The organism is Agrobacterium sp. ES01 (assembly GCF_050320885.1).
Lineage (GTDB): Bacteria > Pseudomonadota > Alphaproteobacteria > Rhizobiales > Rhizobiaceae > Allorhizobium.
In genome coordinates this window covers 158,517-173,880 of record NZ_JBNQTH010000009.1, presented here as the reverse complement: position 1 = coordinate 173,880, position 15,364 = coordinate 158,517, and the positions used below count along the sequence as shown (strand labels likewise).

Genomic DNA, 15,364 nt, shown 5'->3' with positions numbered 1-15,364 from the left:
ACCATCAGACAGCGCCGCTTGAACCACCAAGCCAAAGCGGCTTAAATCAACCCGCAAACCGAGCCGGAAACTCCATTCTTCCAAAGCCCAAAACGTCTCAAATCATTCGACGACGGACACCTTCTGGTGGGCGTTCTCCTGTCCACTTGTTCAAAACTCGTTCATGTACATGAATTGTGAACAAGTGGATTTCTTCGACCCCTCGCAAAGGGGCACACGAATGCAGTCTCTCAAAAATATGTACACACGATCATTGTGAACAACTGCAATCGGCTACAGAGCCAAAACCTTGGCAGTCTATATGCCTGCTTGTCCGCACCTAGAGAGGTCGCGCATAAAAAAACGCCCTCCCGATTACCGAATTCGGCTTGCATCAGGCGCATCTCGCTTATGCAGGCTGACAGCTGTGTTACGTTCTCGACATCACGCATCAACCATTGATAGGTTCATCCTGCGGGCCGAGCGAAGGGGTAGTTGTGATCGAATCACTGATTGAGAGAATTCAACAGCGGCTTCAGGCGGGCTCTTACCCAAATGAAGCCGCTATATCCTTTAGCGTGGTCATGCCACTCCTACGCGCATTGGGTTGGGACGATAGCGACCCCGAGCAGGTAATGCCGGAATACGCAAGCGGCGGCAGGCGGGTAGACTTTGCACTCAGTGGAATTGGCAAGAGGCCCAGCATCTTTGTTGAAGTGAAGGGTGTTGGTCGCGCGTTGGAAGGGGATCGTCAGCTTTTTGAGTATGCCTTCCATGAAGGAATACCGCTTTGCCTTTTGACCGATGGTCGGGATTGGAGCTTCTATCTACCGAGCGGACAAGGCTCTTATGACGAGCGGCGCCTCTACCGCCTGCAATTGACCGAACGGCCGCCAGCGGAATCCGCCCAGATACTTCGGCGCTACCTCGAACAGCAACGCGTGAAAAGCGGCGCTGCCTTTGACGATGCCATGCGTGATTACCGCGATATCGCCTCGACGCGTGAAGCTGCCCGCAATTTGCCGAAAGCATGGAGTGAATTGGTTGAACAACCGGAAGACCTCCTTGTTGAGCTTTTGGCAAGCCAGACGGAAAGTAACTGTGGCTTCAGACCATCGGCAGATGAGGTCATAGGCTTTCTCCGCTCTTTGAAGCAGACGGAGCCTATCAAGGCGCCCTCAGTTCCGCGACCAACAAAGAGGCCGGTCGAAGCATCCGAACCGCCACGGCCCAAGATATCGGAGCCAATCGCGCCCGTAATTAGCGAAGCACAGACGGGACGGGCGTTGGCATTCGAATTGTTTGGTAATGCCCAATCAGCACCAAATGCCGCCGCTGCGCTTGTTGAAATCCTGCAAGCAATCGCCCGCCGGTTCCCGAACTCCATGGAGGCGATAGCAGAGACAGCGAAGGGGCGAAGCAGAAACCATATCGCCCGCTCGCCTGCAGAAATTTATCCTGCGCGACCCGATCTTGCGCGAGCAGCGGAGATAGAGCCGGGCTGGCTGGTTGGGCTCAACATTGCCAACCGTGAGAAGATCCGCATTATCCGAGAGGCTTGCCGCGTGACCGGCTTGGAGTTCGGTGTGGATGTGAGAATCGATATGCCGAACGCTGATGGTTGAGCCGTGGCGAGGCTGCAGACCGACACGCTGATAATCTGTCAGCCTGTCATGCGCTCGCCACATTCGAATTTCCCAACCAATTCAACAGTTCCATTTTACTCTTAACCTATGGTTGCTCCTACTGGGTGACAGGTGGGTGCCAGAAGCGCTCAATGTCGGCTTACCAGCCTGTTAATCCAGATGTTCAGCGACACTAAACTTACCAATACTTGAAAGCACACTAGAAGGCGGACGACCCAATAGTTTGGTGCGATGTCTCCAAACGTCGCGGTCGTCGCTGATCCAACACTGAAATACAAGAAATCTCCGATATTCAGCACAGATCTCTGACTGTTGCGATATCCTGTTGCTGCTGCAAACAGCTTCCCCCTCAATCCAGCGATCGACTGCTCGTCTTCATCGACTTCTGTTTCGAACTTTGCGAACTTTTCACGCCTCGCTAAGAATTCTCGCTGATCTTCCGATTGCTGGAAATTAGTGAGGTGACCAAGCCCAAAGTCTCGCGCGCGGACCTCTGCCTCAGCAATGTCTAATCTTGCTTGAGCAGCTGCGATGGCGAGCTGAGAATAGGCAATTGCCTCCGGACCACTCGGCAGCTGGTCCGGGTCGCTAACCCCGGCATTCGCTAGGAAGGATCTCTGTTCCTCGATGACCTTTTGCAGCTGTGCTTCTAAAGGAGCGATCTTCAGCGCAACAAAATCATCATACTGTCGCCACATGGCATCTTCGAAGGCAGATTGGCCTTCGTCAATTTCAACTCGCCACTCCCGAAGTTTTCCTTGTTTTTCGCTTAGGGCGAGAGCTTGCGCTTGAAAATCCAACAGCAAACCCTTTATTTTGATGGATGCGGCATCGGCACTCAAGTTGGGTGAAATTAAAGAGGCTGGATCTTCATTCACCGGCAATGACCAGGTAGCTTCGAGCAGGTCGATTGGCAAGAAATTGACATCTTGCTGAACCCTAAAATAGTCTGGGCGAATGCTCCATATTGCAAAGTAAACCAACGCAAAAAACAATATAGAAAATATATATAGCGCCGCCAAAATATTTGATTTAGCCAATTTGAAATTCATCTCAAACCTTCACCCCGTGTCCTGCCTGCTAATACATGCACTTGGTACTTTTCTCCTAATCCGTTTGGCGCATTATGCCAATGCTTTGGAGAGAGAGTGAATGGTCATTGCATGTCGCTCGGACGAGCCAGGAGGCGCGTTTAGATCGTCGCCGGTATTCACCCTCGGGAATTCTGACCAACGGCGCTGCTGGCTCATTGTAACGCCGCCGCGTGCGCGAATGTCTGCGTAGAGTGCCCGTTAGTTGCGGATGCCCCTCAACGTTCCGGCTGCTCATGCGTAAGCCTCGGCTGACGGTTCGCTTGTTCAATGTAGTTGTCAATTGGCGTGAGGGCGACAAAGTCCGCATTCTCTCCCTCAGCCGTGCGCCGTCGATGGCGTGTCAGCAGGTGAACAATGCCAAGCACAAACATATGTGGCGTCATGATGATCACCGTCTTGATGTAGTCGGACGATGATTGGAACGTGTCGAGCAAATCGGCGAGAAAATTGTAGTCATCCATCGCGTTCACCTTGGGTAGCGAACGTATCATATCCGATAATGGGATAATTCCAAAATCGGATTATCCATCGCGCATTGACCAATGGATGCCTTGCGCGTGACGACATCAACTCATACCGAAGAATACCAAGTACTCAGGGCCATCCTGCGTGACGCGAGGCTTAACGCCGGTGTGACTCAGCAGCAGCTTGCCGAGAAGCTGGGAAAGCCACAGTCCTATGTGGCGAAGGTCGAAGGTGGGGAACGTCGCATTGACGTGAACGAGTTCATCGCATTTGCGCGGGCTATCGACATCGATCCAACAACACTGTTTCGGTCAGTTCTGGCAAAACTCAAATCTCAATGATTGCATCTACTTTTGGACGCCCGATACGTTGAAAAGGACAGTTCCCGCGTTCGGCTTGTTAAGAGTGGCAACATTCTTGAATTTCAAGGTAATTTGGTTACCGCGCTCTCCATCATTTTGAAGTGTTGCCTCGGGATTTATGCCCAACGTCCCGCCGGCAATCGGCAAACCTGCCGCAGAAACTTTCAAAGTATTAGTTGCGGATGCCTTAGAGCTGACATTGAAGACAATTGTGGCTTCATCCAAATACATGCCAGCCTTTTTTCGCCCTGACGTCAAATTTTGCAAATCACTGATTGAATTTGCAACATCAGAAACTGCTGCCCTCAATGTGATTGCCTGTGGGTCCGCAACATCTACTGGCGTCCGGCTCGCACAACTGGCCAAAGGCAACAAAAGTATGGAATACCAAATCTTAGTCATCTCAAACCCTTCGAAATCACTTAACCATAGAATAACAAATTGCAACAATGAGTCGAGTCAAATAGTGATTTCAACCAAGCATTATATGGGCAACGAAAATTAATGTATGCACAGTCACCTGCCAGGATTTTCCCTGACAAGGCTTTTGTGGTCGTCTTATTGGATAGATCGTCCAACAATAAGGAGACGATCATGTCCGACATCATCACCCTCAAGCAGCTCTGCGCCGAACTGAAGATTGATCCGCGTGAAGCCCGTGAACGCCTGCGTGCTGCTGCTCGCGACCCGAAGAAGCACCCTGAACTATCGAAGTTGCACAAGCCCCGAGCGCCGTGGAGCTGGGTTAAAGGGTCGGCAGCGGAGAAAGAAGCCAGAGGGCTGTTCGCAAAGAGATAGCCTCGACTGAGGAATGTGTAGGGCGTCCACAATCAAAAATAGTTTCCCGTAGAAAAACATCAAAAACTCGATAACAATCACTCCCTCTGATGGAGGGGTGATTCCAGCATGGCGTTTTCTATTGGGCTTCGCGTATATCAAGTTACTATTTACAAGGAGAATGACCGTTCTCCACTCATGCTCACCAGTGACGGTGCGGCCACGGATGCCAATAATTTTCTGGTTGATTTCGTAGACTCAAATCTCAACCCCAACGATCACGAGGACTTGCAAAGAAGTTGGTTCTTCGAGAAGAAGTCGACCGCCGCTGTCAATAACATCTTTGGATATTTGAGATACGGCACCTACGGCTTCGAAAGTGATCTCATTGATAGAAAAACCAAAAAGAGTAATTACAAAAGAAAGGTGGGAGACCTTGAGGAAATCCCGCTGTATTTTCACTTCTGGACACCCGCAAAACAGGAATTTGCGCTTGCAGCATTTCAGTCTTTTCAAGCCCGGTCTTGCGTTCAGGTGGTCATAAATGCAGCGACCGCCACTTTTGCGAAAAGACACAAGGGATACAGGATTTCATTTCGAAAGCTTATGCCGGGTGATGTCAAATCCAGCGTTATGTACTCGTCACCCGTCAAACAGCTAACGCTGATTAAAAAACAAGTTCCACAAAACAAAGAAGATAGATATCTATTTGATTTTAAGCCAGATGAAGTTGAATTCGAGATTTCGTTCAAAGCTAAGCGTAAACGCACCCTTGGTTCACTGGCATCAATTCTCGATAAATCAAGCGACAATGCTGCGCAAGCCCTAAGATTCGATGGCATAGATTTTGATCAAGCGAAAGCTGAAGTAACCGTGGGTAACAAACGTCGGACCGTAGGTATACTGGGCTACAGCAACGATGCCGGCGTGATAGAATTGTCAGAGAGCGTTCAATATGGCTCAGATGGCCATCCGTCATTCGCCTCGATTAAATACGAGACTGAACAGATATTGAAAGATTTCCAAACAACTCTATCAAAGCCGAAAAAATGAAAGCCAACGTTTTTCATATAATCCAAGCGCATCTCGCCACCTTGAAAATTGATGGTGAAGCTCGGTATCATCGGCCTGATATCTTATTGTTTTTCATTCTGCCCCTTTTGATAGCTGTTATGGCATGGGCCTTTGGGGGATCAATAGAAAAAGATACCTTCAGCGTTTCAATTTCAGTTTTTGCTATTTTCTCGGCTCTGCTTCTCAATGTGCAGATCGCATTGTTTAGCATTTCGCAACGTGACTGGAAGCCCGAAGCTGATGCGCTGTCCAATGATCTCCGAAAGAAAAAGCTGGACGAGAGGCGCGAACTGCTTGGCGAATTGAATACCAATATCTCGTATCTGATTGTTGTATCGTGCTTGGCCGTGACGGTTTTTCTGATCTTCTATGTCATAAAGAAGACCGACTGCATAGAAACACCAATTTCCATTTGGCTATATGTACACTTTTTCCTGACGCTTTTGATGATAATTAAGCGCGCACACGCTCTCTTTCAGAAAGAGTATGAAGTCACCGGTCACCCGGAATGACTAGCCGGGCACCCTATGCACATGGACCAGCCAATGCTAACGCTCTGCTAGGCACGCGCACCATGGTGAGTAATCAACAGTTATTTTCCGAGGAAGCTTGCAACCAGCATTCCAATACTTATGTTTATTTCGTCCATGATTGTTTCGGGAAACCTCGAGAAGTTAGAAATAACAACTCAGATCGTGACCCGGAATCGTCTCGCCACCGTGGCTTTTGCCGCAGAGGTGTCTGTAGTCACAGCCTATCCGTGCGCAGTCGATGACCTGAGCCTGACCGTTGCTCGAACAGCTGTGAATACTGCACCTTGCGGTGTCCCCAAGGCAGCTAACAAGCAATTTTGTCGTCGGGCTGGGCCGGGGCCGAAAGCGCTTGACATTGCCAAAAACCAGCTATGCTGAAAGGTAGAGAAATGCGTGATTCAGCCCCCAAAAACCGGCTCGACTGAGCTGGCGTTCCGTCGCGGTCGCTTGCGCCCTCGTCGCCGCGTCCATGATTGTTTCGGGAAACCTCGAGAAGTTAGAAATAACAACTCAGATCGTGACCCGGAATCGTCTCGCCACCGTGGCTTTTGCCGCAGAGGTGTCTGTAGTCACAGCCTATCCGTGCGCAGTGGATGGTTTCCCCTCAACGGTCGGGATATGTATGAACTGGGGGCCCGAACGTAGAACCTATGAGAACACTTTTTGAAGAAGTCCGTTCCGAGCAAAACTATTTTCAGCTTGGCGCCATGTTAGGCGAAGCGCGCTTAACTCGTCCAACGACGAGATAAAGGGCTTTGCTGCCGAATTTGAACATCAGCACCAACGTCATCTTAAACGCATCGCACGGCAATTACGTGAAGAAACATTTAAGTTTGATGAAGTGAAAGGCGTTCTAAAGGACAGAAAACAACGAGAAAAGGTCGGCAAAGACCCGCGGCCTATTGCAATCGCCACCCTTAAAAACCGCGTGGTTCAGCGCGCAATTTTGCAGGTTCTTCAACCGCGAAAAGCTTCGGACGAACGTGATATCAACACAAAGTTCGAGCCGATTGAAGGCCCACGTTTAGGCACAATCAACCAAGTAAACAGATCCCGTTTCGGGGTTGGTGGATTAATGCGTCCATTTGGTGGAGTTCGTCCAGCGATCAAATTGATCATGGACGCAATGACCAATGGTGGCGATTATTATTACCAGTCAGATATCAAAGCGTTTTTTACAAAAATTCCTACTGCTGGCATCGTCACAAAAGTGCGATCAGAAACGGGGGATGAAAAACTAGCTGCTCTTTTCGCGAAAGGGTTAGAGGTCAATTTGGCGAACGAAGACGAGCTATTTTCGTATTCAAAACTTTTCCCTTCCAATGGAACCGGTGTAGCACAAGGCTCATCCTTGTCAGCCTTCGCGGGAAATGTTCTTTTGTTCGATTTTGATCATCAACTGAACGATATGGGCGTCACTGCGGTTCGATACATTGATGATTTGCTAATCGTTTCTAGTTCGGAAACATCACTAGATGACGCGATCTCGTTCAGCGAAAAATACCTAGCTTCGTTTGGCTTCTCGCTTTACCCCGCTGTAGCTGGCTCTGACAAAGCTGCCCGTGGCAAATGTAAGACGGGGTTCAATTTCTTGGGCTGCATGGTCCAAACCAACCGATGCGTCCCTAGTTCCGCATCAAGGAAAAAGGTGAGCGCCGACGTCAGTGAAGCAATATCCGCCTCAAGAAAGGCCATCAACGAACTGGTTCAGCAAGGAAAACAATTTAACCCGAAACACTCGCGAAGCACAGTAATACACACATTGGGGAAAAAGCTATTTGGCTGGGAAAAGTCTTTCGCCTTCTGCACTGACGCCCAAGCGTTCAAACTGGTTGACGCAGATGTTGCTGCAAAGGTTATAGATTACGAGCAATGGGTCCAGAGAAAGATAAAGGGGCTGTCTCCCGACATGATCATGCTCATTTTAGGAATTCCTATTACTGAACAGCTTTTCCACGCCGATATTGCTAAGCGGAAAGCCAGTTAACCGCATCCAATTCCACCCCACCGCATTCAAGCCCACGCTTTTGTCACCCAGAATGACACCCCGGACGTTCCACACGCCAGCATGCCCACTGGGCACGAGACCTAACCATCTACAATATTTAGGAATTTTTGGTAGCGGGAGAGGGACTTGAACCCCCGACACGCGGATTATGATTCCGCTGCTCTAACCACCTGAGCTACCCCGCCACATGCGCCGGATCATCTGGTTTTTCAACCGTCCGGCGTCAGGATGAGCGGCTTATAAAGGGCGGCTCCCCGGCCTGTCAAGCGCAAGATCGGCATTTTGCTGTGCTTTTGCCAAGCCTTTGTAAAAGGAGGCAAATGAGGCCGGAAAAGAGGAGGCAATAGCGGCAGAACAGCCGTCAGGCGGGTCACCGTCGCAGGCAAGCAGGGCCGGCAAGTGCGGGCGATGATGCCCGCTTTGACGCTCAGGCAGCGGCAGGGGTTGCCAGAAGCGCCCGCAAGGCCAGTTCTGCATCTTCCGCGCGCTTGGAGCTTTCAATGAAGCCGCCGCCATAGACGCGGGCATCTGCGCCTTCGCCGGAATAGAGCACGCAGGCCTGTCCGGGGGCGATACCGGCTTCGCCGATGGCGAGATCGACATAGATACCGTTCTCATCGGCATGAAGGGTGGCCTGTGCCGGCGGGCGGGTGGAGCGCAGCTTGGCATAGCATTCAAAGCCTGTGCGGGCAGTGTCCTTTATGGTTTCGTCGCCCAGCCAGTTCATGTCGCGCAGATAGACGCGGCGCGTGTCGAGCGCTTCCTTCGGGCCGACCACGACGCGGCGCGAGCGGGCATCGAGATAGATCACATAGAGCGGATCGCCGGTGGCAACACCCAGACCCTTACGCTGGCCGATGGTGTAATGCAGGATGCCGTCATGGCGACCGAGCACGCGTCCGTCCAGATGGACGATATCGCCGGCCAGCGCCGAATCCGGCTTCAGCTTGGTGATGATGTCGGCATATTTGCCCTGCGGCACGAAACAGATGTCCTGGCTGTCGGCCTTCTGGGCGACCACCAGTCCCATGTCTTCGGCCAGTTTCCGTGTTTCCGCCTTCGACATCTCGCCCAGCGGAAAGCGCAGATAGTCGATCTGTTCCTGCGTCGTGGCAAAGAGGAAATAGCTCTGGTCGCGTTCGCTGTCGATCGGGCGGAACAGGGCGCGGTGGCCCGGATCGTTTTCCAGCGGCACGGATTTCGAGCGGATGTAATGACCGGTCGCCAGCGCGTCGGCGCCCAGTTCCTTCGCCGTTGCCAGAAGGTCGGCGAACTTGACCGTCTGGTTGCAGGCAACGCAGGGGATCGGCGTTTCGCCGGCAATATAGCTGTCCATGAAAGGGTTGATCACGGTATCGCGAAAACGCTGCTCGTAATCCAGCACATAGTGCGGAATACCAAGCGTTTCGCAAACCCGGCGGGCATCGTCGATATCCTGGCCGGCACAGCAGGAGCCGGCACGATGAACGGCTGCGCCATGATCGTAAAGCTGCAGCGTGATGCCCAGAACGTCATAGCCCTCGGCTTTCAGGATGCCGGCCACAACGGAGGAATCCACGCCACCCGACATGGCAACGACCACGCGGGTGTCTTCCGGCTTCTTGTCGATATCCAGCGTGTTCACGGGGTCTCTCGCCAATTCTGCTTGTTGAACGTCACATTTATCATATCGGGCGGCATCGGGGCATTCTCTGCGCGGCAATGCGGCATATCATGGTGACAAGGCGTTTCTCGCCTCGACCGAATTGCTGAGGGATATAGAAAGGATTTGATGGCCGGACAAGGGGCTAGGCACGTCATTGACGGGCGAAGACCAAGGGAAATGACGAAAATCGCCGCGTCAGCGCCATCTTGGGGCGACGATGACGGTTCTGCGCGGCAGAAAGGAGCACGGTGCTGCTGCAAGCCGTACTCCTTCGAGCAATGCTGCCCATTCGCTTTCAATGCACGTTCTGGGCCGAGACGCGCCAGACCGTGTCTCCCAAATCGTCAGCCACGATCAGCGCCCCTGTCTTGTCGAAATCGACACCGACCGGACGCCCTCTCGCCTCGCTATCCTTGTTCAGGAAGTCGGTGACGAATGGCTCTGCCTTGCCAGCAGGCTTGCCGTTGGCAAAGGGCACGAAGGCGACCTGGTAGCCGTTGAAATCACCCCGGTCCCAGCTGCCGTGTTCGCCGATAAAGGCGCCGCCCTTGTATCTGGTCGGGAAACTGTCGCCAGTGTCGAAGGTGAGGCCAAGCGGGGCAACATGCGAGCTCAGCGCATAATCCGGGGGGATGGCCGAGGCCACCAGATCCGGTCTTTGCGGCTCGACGCGCGGATCGACATGCTGACCGTAATAGCTGTAGGGCCAGCCGTAAAAGGCACCGTCCTTGACCGAGGTCATATAGTCCGGAACGAGGTTGGGGCCGAGTTCGTCGCGCTCGTTGACCACCACCCACAGCGTATCGGTGCCGGGATAGAAGGTCAGGCCGTTGGGATTGCGCAAACCGCTGCCATAAATGCGATGGGCGCCGGTTTTGGCGTCCACTTCCCAGACGGCTGCCCTTTCCCGTTCAACGCCTTTGCCATTTTCCATGATGTTGCTGTTTGAGCCCACGCCGACGTAAAGCTTGGTGCCATCCGGGCTGGCCGTCAGGCTTTTCGTCCAGTGGTGGTCGATCGGCCCGCCGGGCAGGTCCGTCACCTTGGTTCCCGGACCGGTGATTTTCTGGTCGCCGTCATGATAGGTGTAGCGCATCAGGCTGTCGGTATTGGCGACGTAGAGATCATGGCCGACCAGCACAATGCCGAAGGGCGAGTGCAAGCCATCCAGAAACACCGATTTCTGGTCGTAAGTGCCATCGCCATTGCTGTCGTGCAGAATACTGACGCGATTGCCGCCTTTGGCACCTGCGCCGGCATATTTCTGCACCCAACCCATGATCAGGTCCTTCGGACGTTCGACCGGCTCAACGCCCGGACCGTTGGATTCCACCACCAGAATATCGCCATTCGGCAGAACATAAGGTTGGCGCGGATGTTCAAGCCCTGTGGCGATAGCGTCTATCTTGAAGCCTTGCGGCACGGTCGGATGTTCGCCCTTGGACCAGCCGATATCATGGGCCACATGCATGGGTGGCACGAGATAGGCATTGGGTGCTGGCAGCACCGGGTCGGGGCCTATCTGCGACTGTTTGTCGAAGGCTGCCGCCATCGCCGGCGCGCTTGCCATCAGCGAAGCCAGCAGCAGGGCGGTGGTCCCTGCCAAACGATTTGTCAGGTGACGGCTCATGACACATTCTCCCTATAGGCAAGGCTCACGTTCCGATAATGGAAGAACGCAGCGGCGATCATCAGGATGACGGTGAGGGCAGACAGCATCAGTCCGCTTGGCACCACCGAGGTCCAGGCATCGCGGCTATGAACCAGATTGTTGAAAAATGCGGTTGTCAGCGTGAGTGCGATGGCTGCAACAAACAGCCAACTGTTGACGTTGAGGGCAGGCCTTGGACCGCTGAAATAGGCAATGATGCCTGACAGTGCAGCCAGACAGGCAAACAGCATGCCGAAGGCCAAGAGCCACGCCGAGAAATTCGTCCATTGCATGTCGGGCGCGCTTGCATAGGTGAGATCTGTCAGAAAAGCGCCTGTAAAACAAACGGCTGGAACGGCTGCGAGTGCGGTCGTCATTCGGTCGAGAACGCCGAGTTGATAATAGACATGTGTCGAGGGATACGGCGCAATTACATCAGGTTTTGAATGCATGATTTTGCTCCTCCAAGAAAAACGATGCTCGTCATTCCATAGTCAAGTAAAAACGTGTGCGTGCGCCGGCCGTTCCTTGGAAATATCTTAAATCTTTGTAAGGTTTGACCTTGCTTGCACCGTGCGCTGATGCCGGTCCACAATTGAGCGCTCGACCGTCTTCGCCCTTGACCCCTCTGGTACGTGGGGTCAAAACAGGGGTGCTTACACACCGGACGATTTCCGAAAATCTCCCTTGCGCATTTGAAAGATAGGGCATGCCTGCTGCAATCCTTCTCGATGTCCGCGATGAGCGCTTTGCCGTCGCCGGTGCCTTTACCATTTCGCGGGGGTCTCGCACGGAAATCCGGGTCGTGACGGTCACGCATTCGCATGACGGCTCCAAGGGCCGCGGCGAATGCGTGCCCTATGCGCGCTACGGCGAAACCGTGGAGGGTGTGATGGAGGCAATCCGTGCGGTTGAGGGGGATCTGGCGGCGGGGCTCGACAGGCAAGGCTTGCAATCTTTGATGCCGGCCGGGGCTGCCCGCAACGCCCTCGATTGCGCGCTCTGGGATCTGGAGGCCAGGCGTGCGGGCATGCCCGTATGGCAACTGGCAGGATTATCGACGCCCAGACCGGTGGAGACGGCCTATACGCTGTCGCTCGGAACGCCGGAGGAGATGCGCGCGGCCGCCGCCCGGAATGCGACGCGCCCCTTGCTGAAGGTCAAGCTCGGCACCGATAGCGATCTGGAGCGGATCGAGGCCGTGCGTGCCGGGGCACCCGCTGCCCGCATCATCGTCGATGCCAATGAGGGCTGGACGCTTGCGCAGTATCAGGCGCTTGCCCCGGTCTTCGTGCGGCTGGGCGTGGCGCTTGTCGAGCAACCTCTGCCGGCGGGGGCCGATGATGCGCTGGCAAGCATTTCCCGTCCGCTTCCGGTCTGCGCCGACGAAAGCTGCCACGACCGGGCCTCGCTGTCGTCGCTGAAGGGCAAATACGATGTCGTCAACATCAAACTCGACAAGACTGGCGGACTGACCGAGGCGCTTGCCATGGCGCGGGAGGCAGAGGCCATGGGTTTCGAGATCATGACCGGCTGCATGCTGGGCACATCCCTTGCCATGGCGCCGGCCTTTCTGGTGGCGCAAGGGGCAGCATATGTCGATCTCGACGGACCATTGCTTCTGGCAGCCGACCGCGATGTGCCCGTGGAATATGTGGGGTCTCAGATGCAGGTGCCGCAGCGGGGGCTTTGGGGGTAGGCGTTTTTGGATGTGCGGTGCCGTCAGTCAGGCCAGGATTTCGTCGCTCTATCCGCATCGATTGCGACTAGAGCTTTTTCATCGTCCCATTGCCGGCAAGCCAGATCACATGCCGGGCGCCGCCGCGTTTGCCGTTGGCGCGGGTGTTGACTTCGCGCACGGTGTAACCGCTGTCCTTCAGTCTTCGGGTGAAGCGGGGATCGGGGCCGGAGGACCAGACGGCGAGCATGCCGCCCTTGCGCAGTGCTGCCTTTGAATATTGCAGGCCGGAGAAGCTGTAGAGCTGGTCGTTGCTTTCACGCGTCAGCCCGTCCGGGCCATTGTCGACATCGAGCAGGATGGCATCGAAAGTGTCGCGCGATGCCTTGATGAGTGCTGCGACATCGCCTTCGTGGATCGTCACGCGCGGATCGTCGAGGCAGCCCTTGAAGACCTCGGCCATCGGGCCGCGAGCCCAGGCGATGACGGCCGGCACCAGTTCGGCAACCGTGACGGTGGCATCTTTGGGAAGCACGGCAAGGGCTGCCCGAAGGGTAAAGCCCATGCCCAGCCCGCCGATCAGCATATGCGGTTTTCGGGTCGCTTCGATCTCGGCAAAGGCAAGTGTCGCCAGCGCCTCTTCGGACCCGCTCAGGCGACTGTTCATGAGCTCGTTTGAGCCCAGCATGATCGAGAATTCGGTGCCACGCTGCTTGAGCCGCAGCTCTCCGCCACCGCCTGGAATGCTGGCGGAATCGATCTGGGTCCAGGGGATCATTCGAGCTCTCACTATGTCAATGAACGGCAGCGCTCCGGTAGCATGGACGCGCGCGGGGTTCAACAAACGGCAATGGCCCTCGGTGCTCAGATGCTGTTGAGCTCGGCCCGGTGGCGCTGCATGGCGAGAAAGCGGGCATAGTCTCGCTGGTAGAGCCTTGCTGTTTCGGGGTTGGGCGCGCGGCGCTGTCCCTTTGGTCCCATGGCGCTTCCGGCGGCCGTGAGCGAGGGGTAAAGGCCAGCGGCGGCGGCGGCATTGATCGCCGTCCCCAGCAAGACCGCGTCATCGCTCTGCGGGATCACCACGTCGATGCCCGTCACATCGGCATAGAGTTCGACCAGCAGCGGGTTTTTCACATGGCCACCGGTCAGGTGCAGGCAGTCGCATGAGAAACCTGCTTTATCCAGCGTGTCGAGGATCTGTTTCAGACCCAGTACTATTGCCACGCAGGCGCGCCAGTAGATGCGGCACAGACCGTCGAAGCTCGTGTCGAGCGTCAGGCCGGAGATGACACCGGTGAGGTTCGGATCGGCAAAGGGCGAGCGGTTGCCGTGAAAATCGGGCAGGATATGAATGCCCTCGGCAAACTCGTCGCCTTGCTCCTTGCGCAGTTCCTGAATGCGCGCAATGACGGCGCGATGGTTGGCGACAGCCGATCCGCCGCCGGCGCTGTGCAATTCCAGCAGATGGCCGAGCAGGCCACCGGTTGCCGATTGCCCGGCCTCGACCAGCCAGAGATCGGCAAAGACGGCCTCGAAGTAAGGCCCCCAGATGCTTGTCCCGTGATGGGGTTCGGCGGCAAAGCCGATGATGCAACTGGATGTGCCGCCGATCATGGCGACCTGTCCGTCTAGCTGTCGCGGATCGCCTGCGGCATTGCCCAGTACACCCAGCGCACCGGCATAGGCGTCGATCATGCCCGCTGCGACCACGACGTCTGTATCGAGGCCCAGAGCTTCTGCTGCGTAGCCGCAGAGCGTCGCGATCGGTCTGCCGACCGCGACGGTGTCATCGGGCAGGCTGCCACGCCTTTTCAGATCTTCCAGACCGATCTCAGCCAGAAAATCATCCTGCCAGCCGGAGGGCTTGTGGGCGAGGAAGTTCCATTTGGCAGTCAGCGTGCAGCGCGAGCGGCTTGTGGTGCCGGTTGCCTTCCAGGTGAGGAAATCGGCAAGGTCGAAGATGTAGCCCGCCCGCTGCCACAGATCCGGTCGATTGCGCTTCAGCCACATCAGCTTTGGCATCTGCATTTCCGGCGACATGATCCGCCCGGAATGCTTGATGGCCTCGTGGCCGGTGGCTGTGCATTGCTCGGCTTCTGATCCGGCGCGGTGGTCCATCCATGCGATGGTGTCAAAGGCGGTCTCTGCCTCTTTAGCCAGTGGCAATGGCGCGCCATTGGCGTCGCGCAGCACCAGCGAGCAGGTGGCATCGAAGCCGATGGCGGCAATGCGTGCCGAATCCATGCCTGCCTCTGCCAGAGCCATGCGCACGGCCTTGCAGCAGGCGGCCCAGATGTCTTCAGAGGCGTGTTCGGCCTGTTCGGCATCCGCTCGGCGCATCAAAATGGGATGTTCGCAGCGTGCCAGAAGTTTGCCAGCGCGATCCACCAGGCCTGCGCGCGCGCTGCCCGTTCCAACATCGACGGCAATCACGTGATCGCGCATTCTTGCT

15 protein-coding genes and 1 tRNA gene are annotated in these 15,364 nt (G+C 55.1%); 7 read left to right on the top strand and 9 right to left on the bottom strand.

Annotated elements, in window-relative coordinates; genetic code table 11:
* Positions 1–476 precede the first annotated feature (476 nt).
* Positions 477–1,604 carry a hypothetical protein gene (locus ACQQ2Q_RS20560; RefSeq protein ID WP_428189000.1) on the top strand — a complete coding sequence of 376 codons (1,128 nt, stop codon included), beginning with the start codon at positions 477–479 and terminating at the stop codon, positions 1,602–1,604.
* A 149-nt stretch (positions 1,605–1,753) separates the two neighbouring features.
* Here ACQQ2Q_RS20560 and ACQQ2Q_RS20555 read toward each other — a convergent pair whose 3' ends face one another.
* Together ACQQ2Q_RS20555 and ACQQ2Q_RS20550 are read right to left on the bottom strand one after the other, a co-directional pair.
* Complete coding sequence (locus ACQQ2Q_RS20555; RefSeq protein WP_428188999.1) at positions 1,754–2,677, bottom strand: ion channel; 924 nt, start codon at positions 2,675–2,677, stop codon at positions 1,754–1,756.
* 257 nt (positions 2,678–2,934) lie between these two features.
* Positions 2,935–3,180, bottom strand: a complete 246-nt coding sequence (locus tag ACQQ2Q_RS20550; RefSeq protein WP_428188998.1) for a hypothetical protein — start codon at positions 3,178–3,180, stop codon at positions 2,935–2,937.
* Positions 3,181–3,276: 96 nt separating this feature from the next.
* Between ACQQ2Q_RS20550 and ACQQ2Q_RS20545 the strand changes: the two genes are divergently transcribed.
* Positions 3,277–3,525, top strand: coding sequence for a helix-turn-helix domain-containing protein (locus tag ACQQ2Q_RS20545; protein ID WP_428188997.1), 249 nt, complete (start codon positions 3,277–3,279; stop codon positions 3,523–3,525).
* A gap of 6 nt (positions 3,526–3,531) precedes the next feature.
* On the opposite strand, the gene ACQQ2Q_RS20540 is transcribed toward ACQQ2Q_RS20545, so the two are convergent.
* A complete protein-coding gene (locus tag ACQQ2Q_RS20540; RefSeq protein WP_428188996.1) occupies positions 3,532–3,948 on the bottom strand; it encodes a hypothetical protein in 417 nt (138 codons plus the stop codon).
* 192 nt (positions 3,949–4,140) lie between these two features.
* On the opposite strand from ACQQ2Q_RS20540, the gene ACQQ2Q_RS20535 reads away from it, so the two are divergent.
* The 4 genes from ACQQ2Q_RS20535 to ACQQ2Q_RS20520 all read left to right on the top strand — a co-directional run bounded on the left by ACQQ2Q_RS20535 (position 4,141) and on the right by ACQQ2Q_RS20520 (position 7,917).
* Positions 4,141–4,344 (top strand): hypothetical protein, encoded by a 204-nt coding sequence (locus tag ACQQ2Q_RS20535; RefSeq protein WP_428188995.1) that lies wholly within the window; start codon positions 4,141–4,143, stop codon positions 4,342–4,344.
* A gap of 108 nt (positions 4,345–4,452) precedes the next feature.
* The gene (locus ACQQ2Q_RS20530; RefSeq protein WP_428188994.1) at positions 4,453–5,376 is read left to right on the top strand and encodes a hypothetical protein; all 924 of its coding nucleotides are present in this window, start codon (positions 4,453–4,455) and stop codon (positions 5,374–5,376) included.
* Positions 5,373–5,909: a hypothetical protein gene (locus ACQQ2Q_RS20525; protein WP_428188993.1), complete on the top strand. Its 537-nt coding sequence runs from the start codon at positions 5,373–5,375 to the stop codon at positions 5,907–5,909. The genes ACQQ2Q_RS20530 and ACQQ2Q_RS20525 overlap by 4 nt, the downstream gene beginning before the upstream one ends.
* Positions 5,910–6,771: 862 nt before the next feature.
* Positions 6,772–7,917 carry a reverse transcriptase domain-containing protein gene (locus tag ACQQ2Q_RS20520; protein WP_428188992.1) on the top strand — a complete coding sequence of 382 codons (1,146 nt, stop codon included), beginning with the start codon at positions 6,772–6,774 and terminating at the stop codon, positions 7,915–7,917.
* Between the two features lie 129 nt (positions 7,918–8,046).
* On the opposite strand, the gene ACQQ2Q_RS20515 is transcribed toward ACQQ2Q_RS20520, so the two are convergent.
* The 4 genes from ACQQ2Q_RS20515 to ACQQ2Q_RS20500 all read right to left on the bottom strand — a co-directional run bounded on the left by ACQQ2Q_RS20515 (position 8,047) and on the right by ACQQ2Q_RS20500 (position 11,686).
* Positions 8,047–8,123, bottom strand: a tRNA-Met gene (locus tag ACQQ2Q_RS20515).
* A 242-nt stretch (positions 8,124–8,365) separates the two neighbouring features.
* Entirely contained in the window at positions 8,366–9,562 is a 1,197-nt protein-coding gene (gene mnmA / locus ACQQ2Q_RS20510; protein ID WP_428188991.1) for a tRNA 2-thiouridine(34) synthase MnmA, read from the bottom strand.
* A 316-nt stretch (positions 9,563–9,878) separates the two neighbouring features.
* The gene (locus ACQQ2Q_RS20505) at positions 9,879–11,213 is read right to left on the bottom strand and encodes a PQQ-dependent sugar dehydrogenase (RefSeq protein ID WP_428188990.1); all 1,335 of its coding nucleotides are present in this window, start codon (positions 11,211–11,213) and stop codon (positions 9,879–9,881) included.
* Entirely contained in the window at positions 11,210–11,686 is a 477-nt protein-coding gene (locus ACQQ2Q_RS20500) for a DUF2231 domain-containing protein (RefSeq protein ID WP_428188989.1), read from the bottom strand. Before ACQQ2Q_RS20500 ends, ACQQ2Q_RS20505 begins: the two co-directional genes overlap by 4 nt.
* Positions 11,687–11,943: 257 nt before the next feature.
* Here ACQQ2Q_RS20500 and dgcA point away from each other — a divergent pair, with 257 nt between their 5' ends.
* The gene (dgcA, locus tag ACQQ2Q_RS20495; protein ID WP_428188988.1) at positions 11,944–12,933 is read left to right on the top strand and encodes an N-acetyl-D-Glu racemase DgcA; all 990 of its coding nucleotides are present in this window, start codon (positions 11,944–11,946) and stop codon (positions 12,931–12,933) included.
* Between the two features lie 67 nt (positions 12,934–13,000).
* On the opposite strand, the gene ACQQ2Q_RS20490 is transcribed toward dgcA, so the two are convergent.
* The gene (locus ACQQ2Q_RS20490; RefSeq protein ID WP_428188987.1) at positions 13,001–13,690 is read right to left on the bottom strand and encodes a spermidine synthase; all 690 of its coding nucleotides are present in this window, start codon (positions 13,688–13,690) and stop codon (positions 13,001–13,003) included.
* Positions 13,691–13,776: 86 nt separating this feature from the next.
* A complete protein-coding gene (locus ACQQ2Q_RS20485; protein ID WP_428188986.1) occupies positions 13,777–15,357 on the bottom strand; it encodes an FGGY-family carbohydrate kinase in 1,581 nt (526 codons plus the stop codon).
* Positions 15,358–15,364: the final 7 nt, after the last annotated feature.

Coding starts and splice junctions, on each gene's coding strand:
- ACQQ2Q_RS20500 (WP_428188989.1), bottom strand. CDS start 11,686: ATGCATTCAAAACCTGATGTAATTGCGCCGTATCCCTCGACACATGTC.
- ACQQ2Q_RS20540 (WP_428188996.1), bottom strand. CDS start 3,948: ATGACTAAGATTTGGTATTCCATACTTTTGTTGCCTTTGGCCAGTTGT.
- ACQQ2Q_RS20485 (WP_428188986.1), bottom strand. CDS start 15,357: ATGCGCGATCACGTGATTGCCGTCGATGTTGGAACGGGCAGCGCGCGC.
- ACQQ2Q_RS20505 (WP_428188990.1), bottom strand. CDS start 11,213: ATGAGCCGTCACCTGACAAATCGTTTGGCAGGGACCACCGCCCTGCTG.
- ACQQ2Q_RS20555 (WP_428188999.1), bottom strand. CDS start 2,677: ATGAATTTCAAATTGGCTAAATCAAATATTTTGGCGGCGCTATATATA.
- ACQQ2Q_RS20530 (WP_428188994.1), top strand. CDS start 4,453: ATGGCGTTTTCTATTGGGCTTCGCGTATATCAAGTTACTATTTACAAG.
- ACQQ2Q_RS20535 (WP_428188995.1), top strand. CDS start 4,141: ATGTCCGACATCATCACCCTCAAGCAGCTCTGCGCCGAACTGAAGATT.
- dgcA (WP_428188988.1), top strand. CDS start 11,944: ATGCCTGCTGCAATCCTTCTCGATGTCCGCGATGAGCGCTTTGCCGTC.
- ACQQ2Q_RS20490 (WP_428188987.1), bottom strand. CDS start 13,690: ATGATCCCCTGGACCCAGATCGATTCCGCCAGCATTCCAGGCGGTGGC.
- ACQQ2Q_RS20525 (WP_428188993.1), top strand. CDS start 5,373: ATGAAAGCCAACGTTTTTCATATAATCCAAGCGCATCTCGCCACCTTG.
- ACQQ2Q_RS20550 (WP_428188998.1), bottom strand. CDS start 3,180: ATGGATGACTACAATTTTCTCGCCGATTTGCTCGACACGTTCCAATCA.